This is a genomic window from Candidatus Enterococcus ikei, assembly GCF_017316105.1.
In the GTDB taxonomy this organism is placed as follows: Bacteria; Bacillota; Bacilli; order Lactobacillales; family Enterococcaceae; genus Enterococcus_L; species Enterococcus_L ikei.
This window is the reverse complement of record NZ_JAFLWD010000042.1, coordinates 21906-44910: the sequence shown is the minus strand read 5'-3', so window position 1 is coordinate 44910 and position 23005 is coordinate 21906. Positions and strand designations below refer to the sequence as shown.

24 protein-coding genes are annotated in these 23005 nt (G+C 34.6%); 3 read left to right on the top strand and 21 right to left on the bottom strand.

Annotated elements, in window-relative coordinates:
* Window positions 1–64: 64 nt before the first annotated feature.
* From JZO69_RS14880 to JZO69_RS14870, 4 genes are all read right to left on the bottom strand, one after another.
* The gene (locus tag JZO69_RS14880; RefSeq protein WP_207113611.1) at window positions 65–556 is read right to left on the bottom strand and encodes a hypothetical protein; all 492 of its coding nucleotides are present in this window, start codon (window positions 554–556) and stop codon (window positions 65–67) included.
* Window positions 557–682: 126 nt separating this feature from the next.
* Window positions 683–940 (bottom strand): hypothetical protein, encoded by a 258-nt coding sequence (locus JZO69_RS16690; protein ID WP_242586886.1) that lies wholly within the window; start codon window positions 938–940, stop codon window positions 683–685.
* Window positions 930–1181, bottom strand: coding sequence for a hypothetical protein (locus tag JZO69_RS16685; protein ID WP_242586884.1), 252 nt, complete (start codon window positions 1179–1181; stop codon window positions 930–932). Before JZO69_RS16685 ends, JZO69_RS16690 begins: the two co-directional genes overlap by 11 nt.
* Before the next feature lie 95 nt (window positions 1182–1276).
* Entirely contained in the window at window positions 1277–4852 is a 3576-nt protein-coding gene (locus JZO69_RS14870) for a hypothetical protein (RefSeq protein WP_207113610.1), read from the bottom strand.
* Between the two features lie 238 nt (window positions 4853–5090).
* Between JZO69_RS14870 and JZO69_RS14865 the strand changes: the two genes are divergently transcribed.
* On the top strand, window positions 5091–5519 hold the full coding sequence (locus JZO69_RS14865; RefSeq protein ID WP_207113609.1) for a hypothetical protein: 429 nt from the start codon (window positions 5091–5093) through the stop codon (window positions 5517–5519).
* A gap of 302 nt (window positions 5520–5821) precedes the next feature.
* Here JZO69_RS14865 and JZO69_RS14860 read toward each other — a convergent pair whose 3' ends face one another.
* From JZO69_RS14860 to JZO69_RS14815, 10 genes are all read right to left on the bottom strand, one after another.
* The gene (locus JZO69_RS14860) at window positions 5822–6094 is read right to left on the bottom strand and encodes a hypothetical protein (protein WP_256924807.1); all 273 of its coding nucleotides are present in this window, start codon (window positions 6092–6094) and stop codon (window positions 5822–5824) included.
* 32 nt (window positions 6095–6126) lie between these two features.
* Window positions 6127–6684: a hypothetical protein gene (locus JZO69_RS14855; RefSeq protein WP_010770303.1), complete on the bottom strand. Its 558-nt coding sequence runs from the start codon at window positions 6682–6684 to the stop codon at window positions 6127–6129.
* A 507-nt stretch (window positions 6685–7191) separates the two neighbouring features.
* Window positions 7192–8514, bottom strand: a complete 1323-nt coding sequence (locus JZO69_RS14850; protein WP_207113608.1) for a hypothetical protein — start codon at window positions 8512–8514, stop codon at window positions 7192–7194.
* A gap of 15 nt (window positions 8515–8529) precedes the next feature.
* Window positions 8530–8679, bottom strand: a complete 150-nt coding sequence (locus JZO69_RS14845; protein WP_010770301.1) for a hypothetical protein — start codon at window positions 8677–8679, stop codon at window positions 8530–8532.
* A gap of 53 nt (window positions 8680–8732) precedes the next feature.
* On the bottom strand, window positions 8733–8975 hold the full coding sequence (locus JZO69_RS14840; protein ID WP_207113607.1) for a hypothetical protein: 243 nt from the start codon (window positions 8973–8975) through the stop codon (window positions 8733–8735).
* A gap of 42 nt (window positions 8976–9017) precedes the next feature.
* Window positions 9018–9329: a hypothetical protein gene (locus tag JZO69_RS14835; protein WP_242586882.1), complete on the bottom strand. Its 312-nt coding sequence runs from the start codon at window positions 9327–9329 to the stop codon at window positions 9018–9020.
* A 670-nt stretch (window positions 9330–9999) separates the two neighbouring features.
* Window positions 10000–10419 carry a DUF722 domain-containing protein gene (locus tag JZO69_RS14830; RefSeq protein WP_010770298.1) on the bottom strand — a complete coding sequence of 140 codons (420 nt, stop codon included), beginning with the start codon at window positions 10417–10419 and terminating at the stop codon, window positions 10000–10002.
* A gap of 112 nt (window positions 10420–10531) precedes the next feature.
* Window positions 10532–10876: a hypothetical protein gene (locus tag JZO69_RS14825; RefSeq protein ID WP_242586880.1), complete on the bottom strand. Its 345-nt coding sequence runs from the start codon at window positions 10874–10876 to the stop codon at window positions 10532–10534.
* Window positions 10877–11228: 352 nt separating this feature from the next.
* On the bottom strand, window positions 11229–12095 hold the full coding sequence (locus JZO69_RS14820; RefSeq protein WP_207113605.1) for a DegV family protein: 867 nt from the start codon (window positions 12093–12095) through the stop codon (window positions 11229–11231).
* Between the two features lie 157 nt (window positions 12096–12252).
* Window positions 12253–13545: an adenylosuccinate synthase gene (locus JZO69_RS14815; protein ID WP_207113604.1), complete on the bottom strand. Its 1293-nt coding sequence runs from the start codon at window positions 13543–13545 to the stop codon at window positions 12253–12255.
* A 307-nt stretch (window positions 13546–13852) separates the two neighbouring features.
* Between JZO69_RS14815 and JZO69_RS14810 the strand changes: the two genes are divergently transcribed.
* Window positions 13853–14335 carry an AmiS/UreI family transporter gene (locus tag JZO69_RS14810; protein ID WP_207113603.1) on the top strand — a complete coding sequence of 161 codons (483 nt, stop codon included), beginning with the start codon at window positions 13853–13855 and terminating at the stop codon, window positions 14333–14335.
* A gap of 62 nt (window positions 14336–14397) precedes the next feature.
* Here JZO69_RS14810 and dnaB read toward each other — a convergent pair whose 3' ends face one another.
* The 6 genes from dnaB to rpsF all read right to left on the bottom strand — a co-directional run bounded on the left by dnaB (window position 14398) and on the right by rpsF (window position 19940).
* A complete protein-coding gene (dnaB, locus tag JZO69_RS14805) occupies window positions 14398–15771 on the bottom strand; it encodes a replicative DNA helicase (RefSeq protein WP_207113602.1) in 1374 nt (457 codons plus the stop codon).
* 282 nt (window positions 15772–16053) lie between these two features.
* A complete protein-coding gene (gene rplI / locus JZO69_RS14800; RefSeq protein WP_069653499.1) occupies window positions 16054–16506 on the bottom strand; it encodes a 50S ribosomal protein L9 in 453 nt (150 codons plus the stop codon).
* A gap of 123 nt (window positions 16507–16629) precedes the next feature.
* Window positions 16630–18606 carry a DHH family phosphoesterase gene (locus JZO69_RS14795; RefSeq protein WP_207113601.1) on the bottom strand — a complete coding sequence of 659 codons (1977 nt, stop codon included), beginning with the start codon at window positions 18604–18606 and terminating at the stop codon, window positions 16630–16632.
* 165 nt (window positions 18607–18771) lie between these two features.
* Window positions 18772–19011, bottom strand: a complete 240-nt coding sequence (rpsR, locus tag JZO69_RS14790; protein ID WP_010762117.1) for a 30S ribosomal protein S18 — start codon at window positions 19009–19011, stop codon at window positions 18772–18774.
* A 25-nt stretch (window positions 19012–19036) separates the two neighbouring features.
* A complete protein-coding gene (gene ssb, locus JZO69_RS14785; RefSeq protein ID WP_207113600.1) occupies window positions 19037–19588 on the bottom strand; it encodes a single-stranded DNA-binding protein in 552 nt (183 codons plus the stop codon).
* Window positions 19589–19637: 49 nt separating this feature from the next.
* Window positions 19638–19940: a 30S ribosomal protein S6 gene (gene rpsF, locus JZO69_RS14780; protein ID WP_025870563.1), complete on the bottom strand. Its 303-nt coding sequence runs from the start codon at window positions 19938–19940 to the stop codon at window positions 19638–19640.
* A 318-nt stretch (window positions 19941–20258) separates the two neighbouring features.
* Here rpsF and JZO69_RS14775 point away from each other — a divergent pair, with 318 nt between their 5' ends.
* Window positions 20259–21788, top strand: coding sequence for an AMP-binding protein (locus JZO69_RS14775; protein ID WP_207113599.1), 1530 nt, complete (start codon window positions 20259–20261; stop codon window positions 21786–21788).
* Between the two features lie 67 nt (window positions 21789–21855).
* Here JZO69_RS14775 and menC read toward each other — a convergent pair whose 3' ends face one another.
* Window positions 21856–22965 (bottom strand): o-succinylbenzoate synthase, encoded by a 1110-nt coding sequence (gene menC / locus JZO69_RS14770; RefSeq protein WP_207113598.1) that lies wholly within the window; start codon window positions 22963–22965, stop codon window positions 21856–21858.
* Between the last annotated feature and the right edge of the window lie 40 nt (window positions 22966–23005).

Genomic DNA, 23005 nt, shown 5'->3' with positions numbered 1-23005 from the left:
GTATACTTTTTCAGAGATAGAAAAAGAACAAGAGCCTAGTTAGGTCCCTGTTCTAAGAATAGTTTTATTTATTGTTGTAGTACCACCAAGCAAACTCGACTAATTCTTTATCAGAATAATCCAAACTTTTTAGAATTTCAGCTAGAGCATCAATATCTGTATTATCTCCAGATGATTCTACCAGTCTATCCTTATTTACTCTATAAACTAAATCATCTTTATCTTTTCCGTCAACGTTTCCTTTTAATGTTAGTCTAACATGCAGAATTTCATCTACTTTAGAGCTGAATGTGAACACCATATTGAAATAATCGTAGTCTATTCCTTTTTCTCTGGTAAAATACATAATATTTTTATACTGCTTAATTGTAACACCTTTTTCTTCTAGATCTTCTTCCATCTGGCTCATCTTTTCAGCTTCTTTTGATTCTGTATCTTCTGTTGTTTGTTCTATAGAAGAATCTGTTGATTTTTCCTCTGAACTTTTGTTAGAGTCACAACCTACAAGACTCATGGATACACCCACTACTAGTAATGATAAAACTATTTTTTTCATTATTTTCCTCCTAATGTAATAAATATAACTATTTCAGTTTATCATAGTTTATTTATTTGGAGTATGCTTTTTCAGAGATGGAAAAAGAACAAAAGCTTAGTCTAGCTCTTGTTCTTAATTATCGTTTTATTTATTGTTGTAGTACCACTCAGCAAATTCTACTAATTCTTTATCTGTACAATCTATACTTTTCAGCACTTCTGCCAACGCATCAATATCAGTGTTATCTCCAGATGATTCGACTATTCTACCTTTATTTACTTTATAAATTAAATCATCTTTATTTTTACCATCGATATTTCCCTTTAGTGTAAGTCTAATTTGGTAAATTTCGGCTTCTTCTTCAACGAATATAACGGTCATTTCAAAGTAATCATAATCCATACCTTTCTCTCTCAAAATATAAAAACTCATCATAATGATTAATTTTAATACCTTTTTCTTCTAAATCCTCCTCCATTTGGTTCATTTTTTCATTTTCCCTAACTGATGTATCTTCTGTCGTTTGTTCTATTGAAGGTACATCGACTGATTTTTCCTCAGTGTTTGTACTAGTACTAGAACTACATCCTGCGAGACTTAGAGATAAACCTAATACCAATAATACTAATGATATTTTTTTCATTATTTTACTCCTAATGTGATAAATATAACTATTAATAGTTTAACATATATTATCTAGAGAATAATTTTTTTCAATTGCTATATTTTTCTAGTGATTTATCTTAAATATCGACTAGCACGTTTCATAATATAATCAGCATTTCCCCCAACTACATTTTGTGTTACTCTATTAGCATTATTTGTTGTATGGTTAACGTTATTGACAACAGTTGAAACAGCTGGAATAAACATTGACTGAGTATTAAATCTACCTGTCAATGCGCTAAATGCTCCACGAACATCAAGATTGTTTACTTTATTCATAAAATCAAGCCCAAAGGTACTAACAGCTGCTCTACGCTGAACGAATTCACCCGGTGTTAGCATGGCTGGTACAGTATCGGTACCTTTCTTTTTGAAAATACCAGCTAAACCACCAGAGGCATGGAACTCGACTTCGCCACCTTGTGATTTAGTTGTCGCTGTTTTAACGTTATTAAGCTCTTCGTTAATCGCCGTAGCCATTCCTCTGATACCTTCTTTGAAACCGTCAATTAAAGACGTACCTAGTGTATTTCCTAGTGTGTTAAGAGGTACTGAAAATTGTGCTTTAGATTCTTCGGTTGTAAGCTTGTTAATTGCATCTGTTAGTGATGAAATCATATTTACTACGCCCTCTGCAAAACCTGTTTTTAGATTATTTCCATAGATTTTGCCGATTTCTGTAAATGTACTGTATTTCGCTTGAAGATCGGTAATAAGCTGCTTGATTTGCTCTACTATTTTTGTAGGAACCGCTACACCATTAAACCCTTGAAGAATTTGTTGACCATAACTTGTTCCAATTGGTAAAAATTGCCCTTCCAGCCCTTGTAACATTGTTATCAACATATTGAATGATTGAAGTAAAGCGTTAATTTGGTTAATTCCATCAGTATCATTCTCAAGATTATTGATTTGGCCTACCGCGTTTGCAACATTTGTAATTGTTGTGCTTACAGCCTGAAAATCTACGTTTTCAGCAGTAATGTTGAGATTGCCAAAACTACTTATAATTTGTATAAGGATATCAATAGCTGCTTTGATCTGTGACAATTCTTCAGCCTTCAACATTTTTTCAAAAATAGTTTTAAGACTACCACTACCTAAATTTTTGATAATAAAATTAAGTTTCGAAATACGATCATTGATCATAACATCATTGAATTCATCTTTTACTAGACTATTCAACGACTCCATTAATGGAATCATTGCATCTACAGAATTTTTAACTTCAGTCAACTCAGTTATTTTTAGCATTTGACCAAATAAATCTAAAAGGTTTGCTTTCCCCATTTTTTCAATAGCTGCGTTCACATACCCGATTTTTTCCGATATTCTATCTCCATCTAAAGGAATTTCCTGTAAAATAGCTAAATTTTTAGCTATCACTACAACCTGTTGCATACTAGCTGCTGCTGTTTTTAAAGTAGACTCATCAATTTTACCGTTAAATATACCCATCAAACCTGCAAATATACCTTTATCTGAATCTAGTAACTCAATTGCTTTTTGAACGTCTGTGATTTTTTTTTCAATGCTTGAATACGTAAATTTAAGTTTTTGTAATTGCGATAAATTTTCTGCCATTTCTACAACTTTTTGTATTGAAGTAGCAGCTACTTTTAAATCTTCTGATTTAATAATATTATTTAGTAATTCTTCAAATGTTGTTCCATCTAAATTATCTAAAACATCTTGAAGATCTGTAATAATTGTGCCTACTGCTTCAAAATCTAGATCTTCCGTAACTTCGCTTAACTCTTTTAGTTTTATCGCAGTTTGCTTTAAAGCATCAATGGTGTCAGTTACAATTTTAGTATCAAAATTTTGAATTATGCTATCAACCAATTTTTCTAATGTTGCACCATCAAATAATGCAAGAATATCTTTAAGATTTTCAATTTTTTCATAAATAGCAGTAGTACTTGCTTCATCTAGTGATTCGACATCAAATTCTTTTAATTTTGTAGTTACAGTTTTAAGCTGATCAATCAATATTATCAACATTTTTGTATCAATAGCCTCTAACCCATGATCAAATAAATCTTTTAAACTCGCTCCTTTAAAAACTTTTAGAATTTCTTTGATACTTTCTATTTTTATTCTGATTGACTCAGTATCCAGAGGGATTCCTTGTAACGTTGATAATGAATTAGCGATATCCACCATCTGAGTAACTATACCAGATAGTATTGATGTATTAATCGCTTCTGTAAAGCTTTCAAATATCTCCCTTAGCCCTACTCCATCAAAAACAGTCAAAACTTTTTGAATACTCATTAGCTTTTGACTCACAGCCTCAGCATTAATTGGAATACCTTGCAACACTTCAAAATCTAATGCTATGGCTACAAAACTATCTACTGTACCAGACAAGGCATTACTATCAGCAGATTTAAAGACGCTTCCAAGCATTTCAGTAATACTGCTACCTTTAATCATATCTAATGCTTCTTGAATATTTTGAATTTTCTTTTTAATAACATCAGATTGAATGTTCATTTTATTAAGCAGATCAAAATCTTTGGCAATATCAATAAATACTTTGATAGTACTAGATACTACTTTAGTATTCAATGATCCAAAAACATTCTTTATTAGTGTTATCGGACTACCTAAAGAACTAAACTCTTTAATTACTTCAGCTATAACTTTTATCTTCTGCTTTACTTTATCAATATTAGTTGGTACTTTTTTATCAAGCTGACTAATAGCTTCAGAAACATGCATGAGTTCTGAAGCTACTAAATAAACTGTTGCCAGACCAGCTCCTGCAATTAACGCTCCTACACCAGTTGATACTAACGTTCCTACTGCAGCAACTATAATACCCATTCCACCAATAGCTATTCCAATACTAATCATTTTAGCAGTTACCTTCTCTAGGTTTCCAGGAACTTTATCATTAATTTGTTTTAACGCTTCTGCTGCTTTCATCAATAATTCTGTTATTGCCCATATTGATCCCAGCCCAACTAGAGCCGCTACAGGATTTTTATCTGCAAGTTTACCTGCAATGCCAACAAGAATACCCATTCCAACTATTGCTATTCCCATGTTAAGTAGTTTAGGAGCTAAATTCTCTAAATTTGAGGGTACTTTATCATCAATCTGCTTCAACGCTTCTGCTGCTTCTCCTAAAAGCTTTGTGATTCCTCCAACGGTTTCAAGACCCGCACTTGCTGTGCCAGAAGATTTTTCTGCTAATTTACCAACAATTCCAACAAGAATACCCATTCCTGTTATTGCAACACCCATGTAAAGTAATTTTGGAAGTAATTTTCCTAAATTTGAAGGAACTTTATTATTAATTTGTTCCATCGCTTCTGCCGTACTTCCTAGCAACTGAACAATTTCACTAACTGTATCAATTCCTGTAGCTAGTACTCCTGAACCACCTCCTGTCACTTCAGGAACTTTATCACTTATACTTTCAATAGCATCTGCTCCTTTTTGAATTGATTTGGCAGTATCACCTATAACACTGAAACTTTTCACCTGATTTAATACCTTTTCAATTTTTTCAATATTGGGTTGAAAATTAGATTTGTCATTTTTCAACTGTTTTATTTTAGAGTAAAATTGAGATAGTTGCTTTTCAATGCCTTTTGCATTGCTTTTTATGTTTATCCCTATCTTTTCTATTGCCACTTTTTTGCCTCCTTTCTAATTTTATAAAACACAGAGTAACGGTAGTTCCATTCCGCTGATAAAGGTTTCAAAATAAAGCCCTTTTTGATTTATTTCTTAGAGTTACATTCTCTTACTTTTTATTTCGTCGAGTTATTTTTATTATATTGAATTGACGTAGTATTGTTTAAAACTCTATGTTATAATATAGCCTACTTATTGTAGTGTAATTACGATATAAAATAAGGAGTGTTTTAAAATGAAAAAAATTTTTTTATCGGTAATTCCAATTGTATTATTATCTGCTTGTGGCAGTTCTACTAGCCCAACTCAATCTTCTACTAAGCAAACTATAACTTCTAGTTCTTCGTTACCGACTACAAATAATAGTACGGCCAAAGTCCTTTCTGGTATACTTACTGTGGGTGATGATGGTGATCTATCGTCTGGAACATATGATTTAAAAGCTGTAAGTGATGGATATGGAGCCGTTAGTGCTAGAACATCTGATGATAAGTCTATTTTTAGACAATACATGGCTTCGCCTACAGGTTTAGAAAAATACAACAAACAGCATAAAGACGGTAATCCAGATCTTTATATAGAAGATATTCCTGGAGTTGTACTACACAACGGCGATACAATCAAGACTAACGGTGTCTCTATTGAATTTACTAAAGTTGATTAAACTTATCCCAGCGTTCTATATATAAATAAAAATATCTTGAGCAAATAGGGGCAGTTTATAACCAGCAAAATAATGAGAAATAAAAAAAATTGTTATTCACATTACCTTCTAAAAACCAAAATTTTAACCATTTTCTGATAATATCATTCTATAACAGAATTCAGCTTTGAAAGTTCGTATATCGTTCATAATTTAATGGAATTAACAAAAGTCAACAAATCTATTTCCATAAAAAACTCCCTTATCCGTTTAGTACAAAACCTTAAGGATAGGGGAGTTCTATATATCTAAAATTATCGCTACTAATCCGCCAAATCATCATTCGTATAAAACAAGACCGCATACTCTTTTGGCTTTTTAACTTTTCGTTTCGTCTCATTACCAAGTGATTTCCATTCCAGAAAATTACTGTAACTTTCTTCATTCGCATATTGCCCGTAAGCCACCAATAATTCAGCAACACCCCAACCATCTAAAATAAGATTCGGACGCTGCTTTAATACTTTAGCTACATAATGAGCCATATAGGTATAAATATTCAAATTCGCAAAAAATGTTTCCGATTCCTTCTCCACTGAAGTCTCATTTTCACAAGCTTGTCTGTAAATTAGCCGAAAAAAACATCTGCTTCATTGAAGACTTCTGGATGATTCTCCATGATTTTATTTAGGTTTTCGATGACAGAGAATGGCAGCATATACTCGCCCATTTGATCATCGATTCCTAAGAACGTTGCGACTAAGTTGTAAATGGCTAAGTGAATCTCATCTCCTGCACCGACAAAAACAGACAGCAATTCTTCTTTACTAAAGTCTTCCATATCGCCATTTTCTTTCAACTTATTGAAAAATGGGATAATTTTCATGATTGCATCAACAATTCTTAAATCTGAACGTGGTGTAATTGTCACATCTCCGAATTCAACGCTGAAAACATAATAAGATCCAACTTCTTTAGCGCCTTCTGGTTTTTGCTCAAAATGAGTTTGAGGGACACGGAATCTCACGCTGTAGTTAGCCTTTTTCACTTCGGTTTTATTTGCATCACCGATCACTGACACCTCTTGATCTTTTACCACTGCAAAAGGTGTATCATTTTCATTCGTTTTTTTCAAATTATTGCTGATCGCTAAAAAATCAGCGGCTTTCATGCCTTTTTCTTCCATCTCTGTTCCTCCTAATTTTAAAAGCTGAAAGAGCTCGTTCAGCCTTGACTGGAAAATAGGAAAATATGAGGGTGACGCTTTTGGTCACAATCAGATTTTATCTTTTTCCCGAAAGGCTAGCTCTTAAAGCTAGATAATTTTAAAAGCGTAATGAACTGCTTAGCTTCGACGAAAAATAGGAAAAAATAAGGATGGCTCTTTTTGCCATAATTATTTTTTATCTTTTTTCCGAGAAACTGGCTCATGTAGCTAGATAAGTTTTAAAGCTGAACGAGCTCGTTCAGCATCGACTGAAAAATAGGAAAATATGATTGAGGCGCTTTTTGTCTCACTCATATTTTATCTTTTTTCTGAGGTGCTAGCTCGTGAAGCTAGATAATGATAAAAGCGTAGCGGGCTCGTTCAGCTCCGGCAGAAAAAGAGAAAAAATTAACTGAGGTGCTTTTTGCCTCATTCAATTTTTATCTTTTTTCCGAAGAGCTAGCCCGCAAAGCTAAATGATTTTTATTATTCTGCTACACGGTACATTTCAAAGAAGTTACCGTTTTTATCGCGTTGTACTGAAATCGTAAATTCAAATGTAGTTTCTTCGTTGTTCACTGTTCCTGGGAATGAAGTGATCAAGACATTGTTATACACATAGTTTTGTTTCACACCATCTGTTTGTTCTTGTGTAAATGACATACGCACACGACGAGCATCCAATACGTCTTCATTTCCAACAAAGTGCTCAACATCAACTTTTTTCGGATAGCTGATCACTAGATCTTTACCTACTAATGATTTATGGAATAAGATTTTTCCATCTGCTAAAACGATAAATTGTTTTTCATTGATTTCAACGATTGCTGGTGTATTTACACGGTTCAATAACGATTCTGTTACGTTACAGCTATCAGCAATTGCAGCTGATGTAAAGGCACATTCATCCATATTCATATCCGCAAGTTGAACATAACCGTAGTCCACGCCATCAATTGTAGTAGCAGAAACTGCTTTTTCTGCTGTTTGAATAAGCCAGCCGCTTGTCAATGTTCCTTTAGACATTAATGGGTTCAATTTCCAGTAATTCGCAGTTGCGCTCTTACCAGTCAATGTTCTTTCGATTGCAATACTTGTTGCATCGTAGCCTGCACCGAAACAGCTTGCTTCAACTGGATCAACGGTTAATTCTCCTGCAAATTCATCAATACAGCCAATTTTAACAACATCATTGACTTCAAAATCTTCAATGCTGTTATAAACATAAATCGAAGAAAAACCAATTGTCGAAATAATTGAACTTTCTGGTGTTACATCTACATGAATGATGATCCCATTCTCGCTCGCTGCCCAACCTAAACCACTGCCAGCTTCTGGAAGTTTAGACAAATCAATAACTACTGGATGGAAACCTGCTTCTTTTACAGTAACTTGTTTTTGATAAATATCTGAATCAGATTGATTTTGATCCGCAATATCAGAAATAGTCGTCTCTACTCCATAAGTTCCTGCTGCAGGGAAATGAACATAGTAAGTAATCACTCCTGCCGCAAATTCTGTTGCATCCGCATTGACTCCAAAAGAAGCACCCGCTACTGATCCAGCAGCATTCATAACAGTTAATGTTCCTGAATTTTTGCAGCCTTCTGCTAAACAATTGAACATATCTTCGGGTGTACTGTAAACATTGTAAACTGCACTTGTTCCGTTATAGTCAATATAATTTTTTGTATTTACCTTCACACAGCTGTCAATATCCGTTAATACGGCAAAGTCAACTTCCATTAATTTATTTAAAGATTTCATCCCAATTTTAGAAATCAATGTATCATTACTACATCTTGTCATTTAAAATTCCCCCTATTATTGATTATTTTGAACGACACGTGTTGCGTCGCGCTCATATCTTCCACCATTTTTTTGATTCAATACTTGTAATTTTCTCTGAATAAATACTTGTAAATCTACAGTATCTTTCTTAGCAACTTCTTTTGTTTTTTTCTCTTTAGCCATTTTCTTTCCTCCTAATTTTAAAAGCATAGTGAGCCATTTAGCCCGATCAGCTTCTATCCTGCTTTAAACATTTGTACAGTTTGTCCATTCAAACTATAGGTCTGCTCGATCAAAAAGTGCCCATCTTGTTCCTTCACTTCATACATTTCACCTGCATAAAACGTTTTTGTTTGCCCACTTGGTAAAACCATTCGTGCTTCACGCTGAAATGTATGCTTTGACACTTGTCTGCTACCACAAGATGAACAGCCAGATTTTTTTACTTGATTTTTGATTCCTAGAAATTGGATTTTCATCTTTCAGCCTCCAGTTATTGCCTCTTTTTTAGCACATTAGCCTTATTCATCAATAATTTCTACAACAGAATAAGAGACTTTTTTGATACGGCCGCCGCAAGATTTACAAAAATTTTCTGTATAGTCAATGCCTAAAGCTGTCAATTCATTCACTAGCTGCAGGGAATACGCTCTTTCAATTTGAATATGTTGTAAAGAGTTGATAAATACTTCGTCATTGCCTAATTCATATTTTTCACCAGGTTTTAAACGAACGTGGCTATACGTTGTCCTACCATTTTGTTGGCTCGCAACATTTAATGTAGTTATTGTGTCAATTGCATCAATTAATTTAAAATACTTGCTCACTGGCATTCCTCACCTTTTTACTCTCTTACTTGTGATAACTTTACTGATAAAACTACTTCGTACCTTACTTTAAGCGTCATATACAAATCTCTTTTAGATGTGCGATCGTCACATCTTGATCTATATAAACGTAGATGAACTTTTATCAGAATATTCAATACTCCGATTGTTATAAAAAATCCATCTGCCGGAATTGTCAGAACGTTCCTAATGATAAAAAACTACGATGGTCCTTTGTTTTCACAGCACATTTGACTGGAAGTTGATTATTTATATTATTTTTGAGCTTCCGTCAGTCAGTGCTCTAATAACTAGGTTTCGATAGTAATATCTTATAATGAATGTTGTTTCTGAAAATCCAGATATCGTCCGCATTCTTTTTTACCAAGAAAATCTGTTCCCTTTTCTTAGGAGCAAAAGTCTATGTATCAAAAAATCGCTATATTCAGCTGTTCCTGCTGTCACGACTATTTTTTTGATACTATCATCTTATAATGAATGTTCCGTTCAAAAATTCGGACATCGTCCAGATTTAGGAACAATCGCTTTGGAGCAAAGCAACAATAGATAGACGAAAGAAACAATTTTTTACTCTCTTTTTTCATCTACCGATGTTGCTTGATACTATCATTTTAGGATAGAAATCCATAAAAAAAATCCGGCTATCGTTCATAGTTTAGATATTTAAATTTAAATCCTTGGCTACTTCCAAAAAGAAACTATCCCTTAATTCAAAAGCTTTCGTTCTCCCAACAAAGATTAAGCTATTTGTGATTAAACCTTGAATCGTATATTTCGGCACTCTTCTCATATACAGCTCTTGGACAATTATTTTAGTATCTTCACAACACTCATCCAATAGATTAGAAATAACACGTTTATTTCGTTCTAATGCAGCTAGTCTTCGATCTTGTTCAATAGTGATCATTAAACTATCTTGAGCATTGTATCCTGCTCTATTTCCTTTGATTCCAGAGTTTAAGTCATCCTCGCGGTAGGGATATCTTAGTTCTTCTTCCCGTTGTTTGATGTACTCCTCGATTCTTGGATAATCTGCCAAAACATCCTTAATGTAGTTAAATGTTGATTTTCTCATCTTATTGCCTCCCTTTAATTATCTAACAATCGCTATTTCCAACCAATCTAGCGAACTCCTTTTTTTAACTATTGTTTTTCTAGTAAAAAGCTAAGAACATACATTGTTTTTATTAAATAATTGTCGTTGCCAATTCTTGTACTTTTTGAACTGTTGCTTCATCTTCCATCCAATCATCTGATTGAATCCATTGATAGATCAGATCCATTTTCTTTGGCGATTCTGGATCTTTGGTGATTAAACTATCGGATTCAATTAATTCATAAGCGACTGTATTAACAAGGTTTATATCTAGTGTCTTTTGCATTTGAAGAATACATTTTAATGTCGGGTTCCACTCTTTACTGGCTGCTAATTTCGCGTTACATCCAGCGACTTCTAACCAATTCAACTCCCTTTCTATTCTTATGCTATCTATTACTTCCCAAAACTCCTCAATCGTTGTTATTTTAAACATATACTTACCTCCCACTTTAATAATTTTTTTGCTAACAAGATTAACACCAAATCCTTACTATTGTTAGCTTTTTTTATTACCCTTTTTATAAATTAATTTATGGATAATGTTTAATTAAGTTTTTTTATTGTTCCACAAAATAAGCTTACTGTATTTTTCTCTTCTTTTTCTTTTAAATTGCTGTCAATATTCTCCCAGAATACTTTCACTGATCTATTCTTCTGAAAAATTTCGACAAAAAAATAGGTGTCATCTAGAGCTTTTCGAAAGTTTTACTTTCAAAAAAGTTTAGATGACACCTGTTTATATATAATGATTTTTCATTCTATTAATGTAACAATAGTTACTACGCCTATCTTTTCTTCCCTCTCGAAAACACCGCAATACACCCATTCCCTGTATGGCTAGTGATCGTTGGACCTAGTGGATGGAGACGAATTTCTTTGACTTTAATTTTTTCTTCAATCAAGTTTTTGACCTTCTCAGCACTTTCTAAATCACCAGCATATGCAATAAATACGGTTTGATTTAAAGGCTCCACCATTCCTTGAACAGTTTCTTCAGCTAGTTTCTTCAATGCTTTGCCACGACCGCGAACTTTGCCGATATTGTGTAGTTTTCCTAGTTCATCTACCACAATAATTGGCTTAACATTCATTAATCCACCGATTGCTGCTGCAGCTTTAGAGATTCTACCGCCTCGTTCTAAATGTTTTAAATCATCCACAGTTACCCATGATCGAACAGTCATTTTATTTTCAGATAGCCATAATAAAATATCCTCTAAAGAATGGCCTGCTTCTTTTAATTGGATCACTTCACTGACTAATAAGCCTTCGCCTAAACTGGCAGCTTTCGTATCAATAACATAAATTTCTGCATCGTTATATTCTTCTTTTAGCATATCAACAGCCTGCATTCCACTTTGATAAGAGCCGCTTAAACCAGAAGAAAAAGCTAAATACAGTATTGGAATCTTTTTTTCTACAAATGGTCTAAAAAATTCAATATACCTGCCTACATTTACTTGAGAAGTCGTTGGCATACCACCAGTTTTTATTTCTTTTAAAAACCAGTCATAATCAAAAGTTTTCCCTAAATCATCGACTAATTCTTCTCCATTTAATTGAATCGTCATACTAATAAAATCAACATCATTTGCTTCTAAATATGTATATGGTAAATCACAACAAGAATCTGTCATTAATTTAAACGTCATTTTAAATCTCCCCTAACTATTGTTCCATTTTAACACATAATCAATGGATACTCATGCTTTATTAGACGAACGTGCTATCAAAAAAGAACGAATAATAGAAAAAAATGAATAAAAAAACGAGAGACAGTTTTTGGTTGTCTCTCGTTTTTTCTATACTTTAAATTTGTGCCCAAACGCTTTCTAATACATTTGTTTGGTTACGGTCTGGACCTACTGAGAATGTTGAAATACGCACGCCGACTAACTCAGAGATACGGTGTACATAGTTTCTTGCATTCGCAGGAAGATCAGCTAATGTTTTACATCCTGTAATGTCTTCAGACCAGCCTGGCAACTCTTCGTAGACTGGTTTACAACGGCTTAATTCTTTCAAGCTCGCTGGGTAATGATAAATCAATTCACCATCTAATTCATATGCTGTACAAATTTTTACAGTATCTAAGCCACTTAGCACGTCGATTGAATTCAATGATAGATTTGTGATTCCTGATACACGTTTAGAATGACGCATTACAACGGTATCAAACCAACCAACACGACGTGGACGACCTGTTGTTGTTCCGTATTCTTTCCCAACTCTGCGAATCGTTTCTCCTGTTTCATCAAACAATTCTGTAGGGAATGGACCATCACCAACACGTGATGTATAAGCTTTACAAACACCGACGACTTTGTTAATTTTTGAAGGACCAACACCACTTCCGATCGTAACACCTCCAGCAACTGGATTTGATGACGTAACAAACGGATAGGTTCCTTGATCGATATCCAACATAACGCCTTGTGCGCCTTCAAATAAGACACGTTTACCAGCATCAAGTGCATCATTTAAGATAACAGAAGTGTCTGTTACGTATTGTTTGATTTGTTGACCATATTCATAATATTCTTCGAAAATATCTTCAAATGCAATTGGTTCACTATCGAACATTTTGACAAATTGACGATTTTTTTCTTCTAAATTGATTTTTAAACGTTCTTCAAAGATTTCTTTGTCTAATAAATCAGCTACACGAATACCAACACGAGCTGCTTTATCCATGTATGCTGGACCGATTCCTTTGATTGTTGTACCGATTTTATTTTCGCCTTTAGCATCTTCTTGTAATTGATCCAATTGGATGTGGTAAGGTAAAATCACATGAGCTCTGTCTGAAATACGTAAATTATCTGTGGTTACATTATTTTCTTTTAAATATGCTAGTTCTTTTACTAAAGATTTTGGATTGACCACAACGCCATTTCCGATCACACTGATCTTGTCTTTATAAAAGATACCAGAAGGAATCAAGTGTAGTTTATAAGTGACACCATCAAATTTAATGGTATGACCTGCATTATCTCCGCCTTGATAGCGTGCGATGACCTCAGCATTCTCACTTAAAAAATCCGTGATCTTTCCTTTTCCTTCATCGCCCCACTGCGTTCCAACTACTACAACTGATGACATTCGAACACCTCGTTCTAAATTATTTTGTCCTGATTCATTGTACCAGTAAAGCAGAACGCTTTCAAGGAAAAATCGAATATTATCATTTAAAAAAAATAAAAGAAAGGCAAAACACGAACATTTATTGTTAAATGAAAAAACAATGAATAAAAAAGCGAAGGTTGATTATGCGTTCTATACATGGAAATCAATTGATCTTATTTTTTGAACTCATTTTATTCCAAAATAACAAATTTTAGATTACTTTTTATAAGAAACTAGCGTAAAATATAATACGCAATTCATTTTAAATAGGAGGGTTTTTATTTTGTTAGGTGTTGTATTATTATTTGTTGGTATCACATTGATTAGTAACGGCTATTGCGGACTGGCTGGGGTAGATGGTAAATCTGCTGCATTTATAAACTTTTTTACAGGAAGCGTAACATTTATAGTTAATACAACTTTTTTATTGCGGGGAGATTATTTTTCTGCTGGTACTGGTTTTTTATTTGCTTGTACGAATCTATTGATGGGGTTTATCTATCTTTTTGATTTGGATTGGCGAGCATATGGTATTTTTGGTTTATTCGTCGCTGTGAATGCGATCCCTTGCTCCTATCTGGCTTATGCTAGTGGTGATTGGCGTTTTGCCATTATCTGGATACTTTGGGGTATTCTATGGTTTTCTGGATTTTTACAGAATGTTTTAGCACTTCCAATTGGAAAATTCGTTTTTTATTTAGCAATTTTCGAAGGGATTGTGACTGCCTGGATCCCAGGATTTTTGATGATAGCAGAATTATGGTAGTGTAAAAAAACAGCTCTAGACCAGCATAAATATTGGTTTAGGGGCTGTTTTTTATTTAATTTTTAAAAGTCATCTGGCCTTTGGGATAAGGACGCGAACTTATTAAATTCTTTGATAAATAACAATTCAACAGTCCCTCGGGCCCCACTTCTATTTTTCTCAATAATTACTTCGATCACGTTATCGATTTCAGGTGCTTCGCGATCGCCGTCTTCTCCATCTTCGCCACGATCATAATAATCGTCACGATATAAGAAAGCAACAATATCAGCATCTTGCTCAATAGATCCAGACTCACGAATGTCACTTAGCACAGGACGTTTATCCTGACGCTGTTCCACCCCACGAGATAATTGAGATAAGGCGATAACAGGAACTTTTAATTCTTTTGCCAATTTTTTTAATTGACGAGAAATTTCAGATACTTCTTGTTGGCGGCTTTCACGACCCGTTCCCTCGATCAGTTGTAGGTAATCGATCAAAATCAACCCAAGATTTCCTCGTTCTTGTGCGAGTTTCCGGCATTTTGCACGGATTTCTGTGATTTTAATACCGGGCGTATCATCGATATAAATTTGTGCTCTCGATAAACTCCCCATCGCAATGATCAGATTTTGCCATTCTTCTTCTGATAGTTGACCTGTTCGTAAATGTCCTGCCTCAATTGAGCCTTCCGCACAAAGCATCCGATTAACTAGTGACTCTGCACCCATTTCCAAACTGAAAATAGCAACAGAACGATCTGTTTTAGTCCCGATATTTTGAGCAATATTTAGAGCAAAGGCTGTTTTCCCTACTGCAGGACGAGCTGCTAAAATAATTAATTCTTCTGCTTGAAGTCCAGCGGTCATTTTATCTAGTGCTGGGTATCCCGTAGGCAAGCCTGTAATTTCTTCATCATTTTGGTATAATTGGTCAATATTTGCAATGGATGTATTCAAGACATCCGCAATTGACAGGAAGCCGCTTCGGTTTCTTTTTTCTGAAACTTCTAAAATGCTGCGTTCTGCATCATCTAATATTGTTTCAACATCTTCACCTTGTTCAAACCCTTTAGTAACAATTTCTGTAGCTGTTTGAATCAAGTTACGTAATAATGATTTTTGTTCAACGATTTTTGCATAATAAACAATGTTAGCTGCAGTCGGCACAGCTAAAGCTAGATCAGATAGATAGCTTAAACCACCCACATCTTCTAGTAAATTTTCCTGCTCCAAACGATCTTTGATCGTAATAACATCAATTGCTTCATTCCGATCATTCAAGGTAAGCATAGTCTGAAAAATCAATTGATGATTACGGCGATAAAAATCTTTTGGTTCTATGTATTCTAAAGCATCGATAATAACCTCAGCATCTAAAAAAACCGACCCTAAAACGGCCTGCTCTGCTTCCATACTTTGGGGCGGTACTCGATCTTGCCATACTTCATTCATTTTTTTCTCTCCTATATCTTTGAGATCAAAACAATTCACTACTTAAAACGTTCACTTCATATATCTAAATCAACGTCCTTCGTTTGCTTTATTCTCACCGTTTGTTCAGACCGGTTCAGTCTTTCTATTTTAACAAGAAATAGCGAAAATGTACACTGACAATCATGTGTCATTTCCGTATCAACGTAAGCAAAATGAAACTGGGACATAACTCTTCGAGTCACATCCCAGCCAACTAAAATCCTGATAAACTGCGGGAGCAGAAGCAACCTCTTCTACTGATTATTCTTCAACAACATGAACTTTGATTGTTGCTGTTACTTCATGGTGTAATTTCACTGGAACTTTTGTAAACCCTAATGAACGAATCGGTTGAGATAGTTCAAGCTTACGTTTGTCTAATTTAACCTTATATTGTTTGTTTAAGGCTTCTGCTATCTGTTTTGAAGGAATAGACCCAAAGAGACGTCCGTCCTCTCCTGCCTTTGCTTTAAGCTCTACAACAGTCTCTTCTTTTTCTAAGAACTCTTGCATTTTTTTCGCTTCTGCTAAAATTTCTGCTTCATGTTTATCTTGGGCTTTCTTTTGCCCAGCAAGAGCGCTGATGCTACCTTTATTAGCTTCTTGTGCATATCCATTTTTAATTAGAAAATTTTGTGCGTATCCTGTTGGTACTTCTTTTACTTCCCCTTTTTTTCCTTTACCTTTAACATCTTGTAAAAAAATAACTTTCATACTATTATTCCTCCTTATTTTAACAGCGTAATAAGCTTGTTTATCATTGAAAGTAAAATAAGCAAATATGATTTGTGCGTTCCTTGTCACAAACAGATTTTAGCTCATTTCCGAAAGACTAGCTTATGGAGCTGGATCATACATAACATCTATATTTTGATGAATCACTTTTAGCAACTGTTCTTTTACCTCAGACACTGTCATATTAGACAATTGTACCGCAGCATTGGTAAAATGACCACCTCCGCCCAAATTTTCCATAATCAGCTGGACGTTTATCGAACCATTGCTTCTAGCACTAATACCTATCTGTTTGTCTGTACGTTTGGTTATAACAAATGCGGCATTGATACCTACCATTGATAATAAGGTATCGGCAGTTTTAGCTGCAGTCACACTATCATATTCTTTCTCTTCACTACCAGTCACAATCACTGTATCCGGCGTAACGTACTCACTTTTTGCGATCAAACTATTCATTTCCAGATAACTAGTTAAATCTGAGCTTAATAAGTATTGTACTAAAGATGAATCCGCACTACAAGTTCTTAAATAACTAGCTACATCAAATGTGCGGGCTGTCGTACGAACGCTGAAACTTTTGGTATCAACGACGATCCCTGCAAGGAGTAAAGTTGCTTCAAGTTTGTCTAATTGTTTTTGTGTATTACTTTGATACTCGATCAATTCTGTCACTAACTCTGAAGCCGATGAGGCAGAAGACTCGATATATGAAAGTAATGGTTTAACTGGAAACTCATCACCACGTCGATGGTGATCAATAATCACGACTTTATCAAACTGTTCATATAACTCTTGTGAGATTGAAAGTGATGGTTTATGGTAGTCAACCATTATCAATAAACTGCTATCTGTTTTTCTTTTCATCGCTTCTTTTGGTGTGATGATTTGTTTGGCTAATTCGGGGTATTTTTCCAGCTCAGCCATTACTCGCTCAACATCAGGTATACTTTCTTGTTTCTCTAAAACAACCCAAGCTTCTTTACTATGAAATTTAGCTAAACGAGCCATTCCAAATGCTGAACCGATAGCATCCATGTCAGGATAACGATGTCCCATGATATAAACATCTGAAGACTCTGATAAAATCCCTTGAATAGCAGTACTCATTGCGCGAGAGCGAACACGCGTTCTTTTTGCAACTGATGCTGTTCTTCCACCATAAAAGATAGGTTTCGCATTGTCTTTGGCTTCTTTCACGACAACTTGATCGCCACCTCTAACCAACGCTGTATCTAAATTGGTTTGGGCAGTGTTACCAGTTTGACTTAATGTGTCTCCACCATAAGAAATACCCATACTCAATGTAATCGCTATCTCTCTTGTGCTAGATTCTTTTCTTATTTTATCTAGAATTTGAAATTTTGTGTCCATCATCTTTTTTATATCTTCTAACTGTGCAATGAAGAAATATCGTTCTGCATTCAGTCTTTTATAGAAAACTTGGTATTCATCCATCCAGTCAGAAACCATGGTCGTGATGAAGCTATTCAGATATGAAATTTCTTTTTCATCCATACTATCTGTAATATCATCATAATTATCTACTGAAACAATACCAATTGCTGTTTGCATTTCCAACTTTTCTTGATATAAATTACTTTCTTCCGTAATATCTTTGAAGGTAATCGTATTTTGATTTGTATCAACATTAAAACGATAAACATGATCGCCGACTTTGAATATGTCTTTACCTTTTTCTGCCAACGATACATATGTTTGTATCAATTCTGGACTGATCAGTGTCTGACCGTCTTTTCTAAAGATACTCTCTGCAAATGGATTTAGCCACTTTGCTTCTTTCGTATCAGAATCATAATTTATAATCCCAACAGATACTTCATTAAAAGCGTAATCTAATGATTTTTCTGCAATCGTACTTGCTTCTCTAATTTTCTCTGTATTAGATATCTCAATTTTTTTTATCAGATAAAATATCCGATTTAACAATATAAGATTGAGTATCAATAATCCAGCTATAAATATATATTTATTAGATATGAAGAAAAATAGTACTACTTCTAATAAAAAGAGAACGAATACAGAACCCAAAATCCGTTTCATTCTATTTTTTCCCATTATAAAGACTCCTCCATTGTTCATATATACGCTTATTTTAGCATAAAAAACAGATTTCTGCGAACTGCAAAATGTTTCACGTGAAACATCTAAATCGATATGTATCAGTTAAAAAATAAAAAAAGATCAAAGAACTAAGTTCTTTGATCTTAAGTAAAATCTATATTATTGCTCTTCACCAACAAATGGTAATAAGCCCATGATACGTGCGCGTTTGATTGCAATTGTTAATTTACGTTGGTTCTTAGCGCCAGTACCTGTTACACGACGTGGCAAAATTTTTCCACGTTCAGAAATGAATTTTTTTAGTAATTCGATATCTTTATAGTCAATATATTCAATATGGTTTGCTGCAATATAATCAACTTTACGGCGTTTACGTCCGCCTCTTCTTTGTTGTGCCATTCTTATTCCCTCCTATCAAATTCGTTTAGAATGGTAAATCATCATCTGAAATGTCAATAGTAGAACCTGTTCCACCAAATGGATCAGAATCTCTATCAAAATCAGGCATACCGTTATTGCTAGACTGAGAGGATGATTGATTAAAATTGTTTTGTCCTGAAAAATTATTGTTCTGTGGTTGTTGGAAACTTCCGCCACCAGCATTATAAGTTGGTGTTGAATCTGATCCATCTGTTGTCTGTCTTTGTTCTGAAGCAGAACGAGACTCTAGCAACTGGAAATTCTCGCAGACAACTTCGGTCACGTATACACGTTGGCCTTGTTGATTCTCGTAATTTCTAGTTTGAATACGACCAGTTACGCCTAATAATGTACCTTTACGCGCATAGTTTGCCATCGTTTCAGCAGGTTTACGCCAAATCACACAGTTAATAAAATCGGCTTCACGATTTCCATTTGCATTCGTAAAGTTACGGTTTACCGCTAAAGTAAACGTCGCAACCGCCGAACCACTAGATGTATATCGTAAATCGGGATCTTTTGTTAGTCTTCCAACTAATACAACGTTGTTAATCATTTAAACATCTCCTTTCGTCAATTCCGATGTTTCACGTGAAACATTTGGATTATACTTCTTCCTTGATAATCATGTGACGGATAATACTGTCATTGATTTTAGCAAGACGATCAAATTCATTGATTGCTCCTGCAGTTGATGGAGAAGATACTTTAACGATATGATAGATGCCTTCACGGAATCCGTTCATTTCATATGCTAAGCGGCGTTTTTCCCAATCTTTTGATTCGATAACTTCTGCTCCGTTATCTTTCAAGATTGTATCGAAACGTTCCACTAAAGCAGTTTTTGCTTCTTCATCAATGTTCGGACTAATAATGTACATAATTTCGTAATTCGTAGCTTGACTCATTGATTTTCACCTCCCTATGGACTTTAGGCTCTTAGATTGCTAAGAGCAAGGAGAGTTATCTAAAATTTATAGACTACTCACAAGGTTTCATTATACAGCTTAAAGCTGATAAAATCAAGCATTCTTCACAAATTTTGATCATTTTTTTTAACAACCATTTCTGACTCTCGTGTCTTACTTTAATATACGTATAATTTGAATTTTTTCATTTTTTTTACTATTAATTTAGGTTATTTATTTTTCATGTTATACTATCTTTGTTCGATATTGCACAAATAGCTTAATACTCTAAAAGTAGTTTGAAAGGATGCTGTTACATTGAATCAATTGTTAGAATATCAACCGCTCAACTTGTATACGAATTATCTTGAGGCTACACGTAATGCCCCAGAAACTGCCATTATTCACGATGAAAGCTTGCCAGCTTTTCCTGAACTTGGAACCAATTATACCTATCAATTAAGTCATGAGGCAATTTTAAATCGTGCTTATCAACTGGCTAGTATAGGTGTGAAAGCTGAAGACAAAATTATTATTTTCAAAAGCTCAAAATTCGATACGTATTTATTAGCTGTTGCGGCTTCTTATTTAGGTGCTGTTCCAGCAATGATTTCTTATCATTTTCCAGCTGAAACAATTGAAGTTTTTGTTGATCGTTTGGAAAATCCGTTTATTCTTTTTGATGATGAAACAGCCGATAAGATTGCAAACGTAAAAAACAGTTCTCCAGAGAAGCAAATTTCGGTTACAAAGCTTTTACAGGCTCCAATCAACGAAGTTCCACAAGTGAAACTTCCTACGGATGCTATTGCTTATATGACACATACTTCTGGAACAACTGGCATTCCTAAATTAATTTGTCACTCTGCTAACTCAATGGGCTGGCGTACAAAGTGGCAAAAAACGATTTTTACAAAAATCGCTGAGAAAAAACTGGTTGGATTTCATATTTCGCCTGTTCATTCTCGCTTTAATATTGGAATCTCTTCATTGATGGCAATGGGTTTTCCTATGATGCCTTTATCAATCTCGAATAGTGATTCTATTTCAAAAATGCTTATCGCGCACAAGCCGATCGCTCTTGAAACTCATCCAAATAATTTTGTTCAGTGGACGTCACTAGCAAAAAAACAGCCTGAAGCTTTCGCCAGTGTACGCTATTACCACTCTACCTTTGATGCAATAAATAATGCAACGATGGGAAGTTTCTTAAAGGCTTCTGAAAAAAATGAACCGATCTTCCTTCAAGTTTACGGTCAAAGCGAATGTGGCCCAATGATATTAAAAGCTCATACCTTAGAATCGCTTAAAACATCTGATGCGCGTGATATGGGGGTTGGTCTAGAAGGTTTGACTGAAGCTCGGATTGCAGATAAAGAAGGTAACGTTTTACCTGCTATGACAGATGGACATATTCATTTTTTATCTAAAGGACGCGCACTTACTTATTATAAAGAAGATGATAGATTCCAAGCTACTGTTTTTGGTCCATGGTGGGACAGCGGTGACTACGGTTTTATGGATGAAAATGGTCATTTATTCCTAAAAGATCGTCAAGTAGATTTAATTGAGAAAATCGATAGTAACTTAGCGATTGAAGATCATTTGCTTGATGCGCTAGATTTTCTTCAAGAAGTGATCATTGTTAGAGCTAAAGATAATTCTCCTCAGCCAATTTTAGCGGTTGATCCAAAACAAGGAATGGATTGGGACGCTTGGTGGGAGCAAGTGACTGATTTACCACATTTAAACAAACCAATTATTATGGCTTGGGACGAAATTCCTCGTACAGCTACAATGAAAGTTCAACGATTACAAATTGAAAAAGCTTTGAAAGAAAAAGAATAGTTTACAGCAAAAAAATAAAACAGAGAGGAAAATCATCCATCGATGACGTTCCCCTCTGTTTTATTTTTTATTTAATAAATATTGTTTCAAAAACTCCGTACTTCATTAAGTTTTTTTGCGATAACGAAACCCCAATCCCCAATTCATCCGGCACAAAAATTTCACCATTTTGTATTTCAAAAGGTTCTGTAAGAATATCCTCGTAATAATAACGATCAGAGGCTGAAATATCTCCTGGAAAGGTGAAAATTTTTTGAGATGCAAACTGTAGATTTAAAGCCCTTCCCACACCAGATTCAAACATTCCGCCTAGCCACACAAGTCGTTCATTTTCTTTACAGAAATCGACGATTTTCATAGCTTCTGTGATCCCGCCTACTCTAGGAATTTTTAAATTGATACTTCGACAGCTACCCAAAGAAAATGCTAACTCACAATCTTTAAGTGTTCGAATATTTTCATCCAAACAAATACTCGTTTTCATTTCTTTTTGCAACTGTGCATGGTCTAAAAAATCATTCGCGGCAAATGGTTGTTCAATCATCACTAAATCATAGGCATCTAACTGTTTCAACCAAGAAATATCTTTAATGGTATAGGCAGAATTAGCATCCACCATTAAAGGTAAATCGGGAAATTTTTTCCGAATCGCTTCAATTGGTTTTAAATCATAGCCTGGACGAATTTTTAATTTCACCCTTTGATATCCTTGCGCTACGTATTGGGTAATCTGATCCAGTAATTTAGTTAGGTCAGTCTGAATACCAACACTTACCCCAACTGGAATTTGTACTCTAGTATCTTTAAAATACGTTTTTAAGCTTTTTCCATTCCGTTTAGCATATAGATCCCAGATTGCTGTTTCAAGGCTAGATTTCGCCATCTGATTTCCTTTCACTTCAGCAAAAAGAATAGATACTTCTTTAGGATGATGAATTTCTGCCTCTTTCAGTAAAGGAATCAAATGTTTGTCGATAATAATTCGTGCGGTATCGATTGTTTCTTCTATGTAATCTGGCTGTTCAAAAGGAACTAGTTCTCCTATGCCTTGGTTTCCTAACTCATCAGTCACTAACAAAATATCAAATGCTTTCTCTGTTAAACGACCGTAACTTGTTTCAAAAGGAATCCTTAGCGGCAGTCGAACACGATAACGATCAATGCGATGAATGTTCAACAATATCTCCTCCTTCTAGACATTTTGTGTGTCTGGTTAA

Bases quoted from the DNA above. Each gene is read 5' to 3' on its own strand.
- JZO69_RS14880 (WP_207113611.1), bottom strand. From the start codon at position 556: ATGAAAAAAATAGTTTTATCATTACTAGTAGTGGGTGTATCCATGAGT.
- JZO69_RS14855 (WP_010770303.1), bottom strand. From the start codon at position 6,684: ATGGAAGAAAAAGGCATGAAAGCCGCTGATTTTTTAGCGATCAGCAAT.
- JZO69_RS14845 (WP_010770301.1), bottom strand. From the start codon at position 8,679: ATGGCTAAAGAGAAAAAAACAAAAGAAGTTGCTAAGAAAGATACTGTA.
- JZO69_RS16685 (WP_242586884.1), bottom strand. From the start codon at position 1,181: ATGAAAAAAATATCATTAGTATTATTGGTATTAGGTTTATCTCTAAGT.
- JZO69_RS14865 (WP_207113609.1), top strand. From the start codon at position 5,091: ATGAAAAAAATTTTTTTATCGGTAATTCCAATTGTATTATTATCTGCT.
- ssb (WP_207113600.1), bottom strand. From the start codon at position 19,588: ATGATTAACAACGTTGTATTAGTTGGAAGACTAACAAAAGATCCCGAT.
- JZO69_RS14840 (WP_207113607.1), bottom strand. From the start codon at position 8,975: ATGAAAATCCAATTTCTAGGAATCAAAAATCAAGTAAAAAAATCTGGC.
- JZO69_RS16690 (WP_242586886.1), bottom strand. From the start codon at position 940: ATGGATTATGATTACTTTGAAATGACCGTTATATTCGTTGAAGAAGAA.
- dnaB (WP_207113602.1), bottom strand. From the start codon at position 15,771: ATGAATGAAGTATGGCAAGATCGAGTACCGCCCCAAAGTATGGAAGCA.
- rpsF (WP_025870563.1), bottom strand. From the start codon at position 19,940: ATGAGTCAAGCTACGAATTACGAAATTATGTACATTATTAGTCCGAAC.
- JZO69_RS14835 (WP_242586882.1), bottom strand. From the start codon at position 9,329: ATGCCAGTGAGCAAGTATTTTAAATTAATTGATGCAATTGACACAATA.
- JZO69_RS14825 (WP_242586880.1), bottom strand. From the start codon at position 10,876: ATGTTTAAAATAACAACGATTGAGGAGTTTTGGGAAGTAATAGATAGC.
- rplI (WP_069653499.1), bottom strand. From the start codon at position 16,506: ATGAAAGTTATTTTTTTACAAGATGTTAAAGGTAAAGGAAAAAAAGGG.
- JZO69_RS14815 (WP_207113604.1), bottom strand. From the start codon at position 13,545: ATGTCATCAGTTGTAGTAGTTGGAACGCAGTGGGGCGATGAAGGAAAA.
- JZO69_RS14795 (WP_207113601.1), bottom strand. From the start codon at position 18,606: ATGGGAAAAAATAGAATGAAACGGATTTTGGGTTCTGTATTCGTTCTC.
- rpsR (WP_010762117.1), bottom strand. From the start codon at position 19,011: ATGGCACAACAAAGAAGAGGCGGACGTAAACGCCGTAAAGTTGATTAT.
- JZO69_RS14820 (WP_207113605.1), bottom strand. From the start codon at position 12,095: ATGACGTTTAAATTAATGACAGATTCTTGTTGTGATTTACCATATACA.
- JZO69_RS14850 (WP_207113608.1), bottom strand. From the start codon at position 8,514: ATGACAAGATGTAGTAATGATACATTGATTTCTAAAATTGGGATGAAA.
- JZO69_RS14830 (WP_010770298.1), bottom strand. From the start codon at position 10,419: ATGAGAAAATCAACATTTAACTACATTAAGGATGTTTTGGCAGATTAT.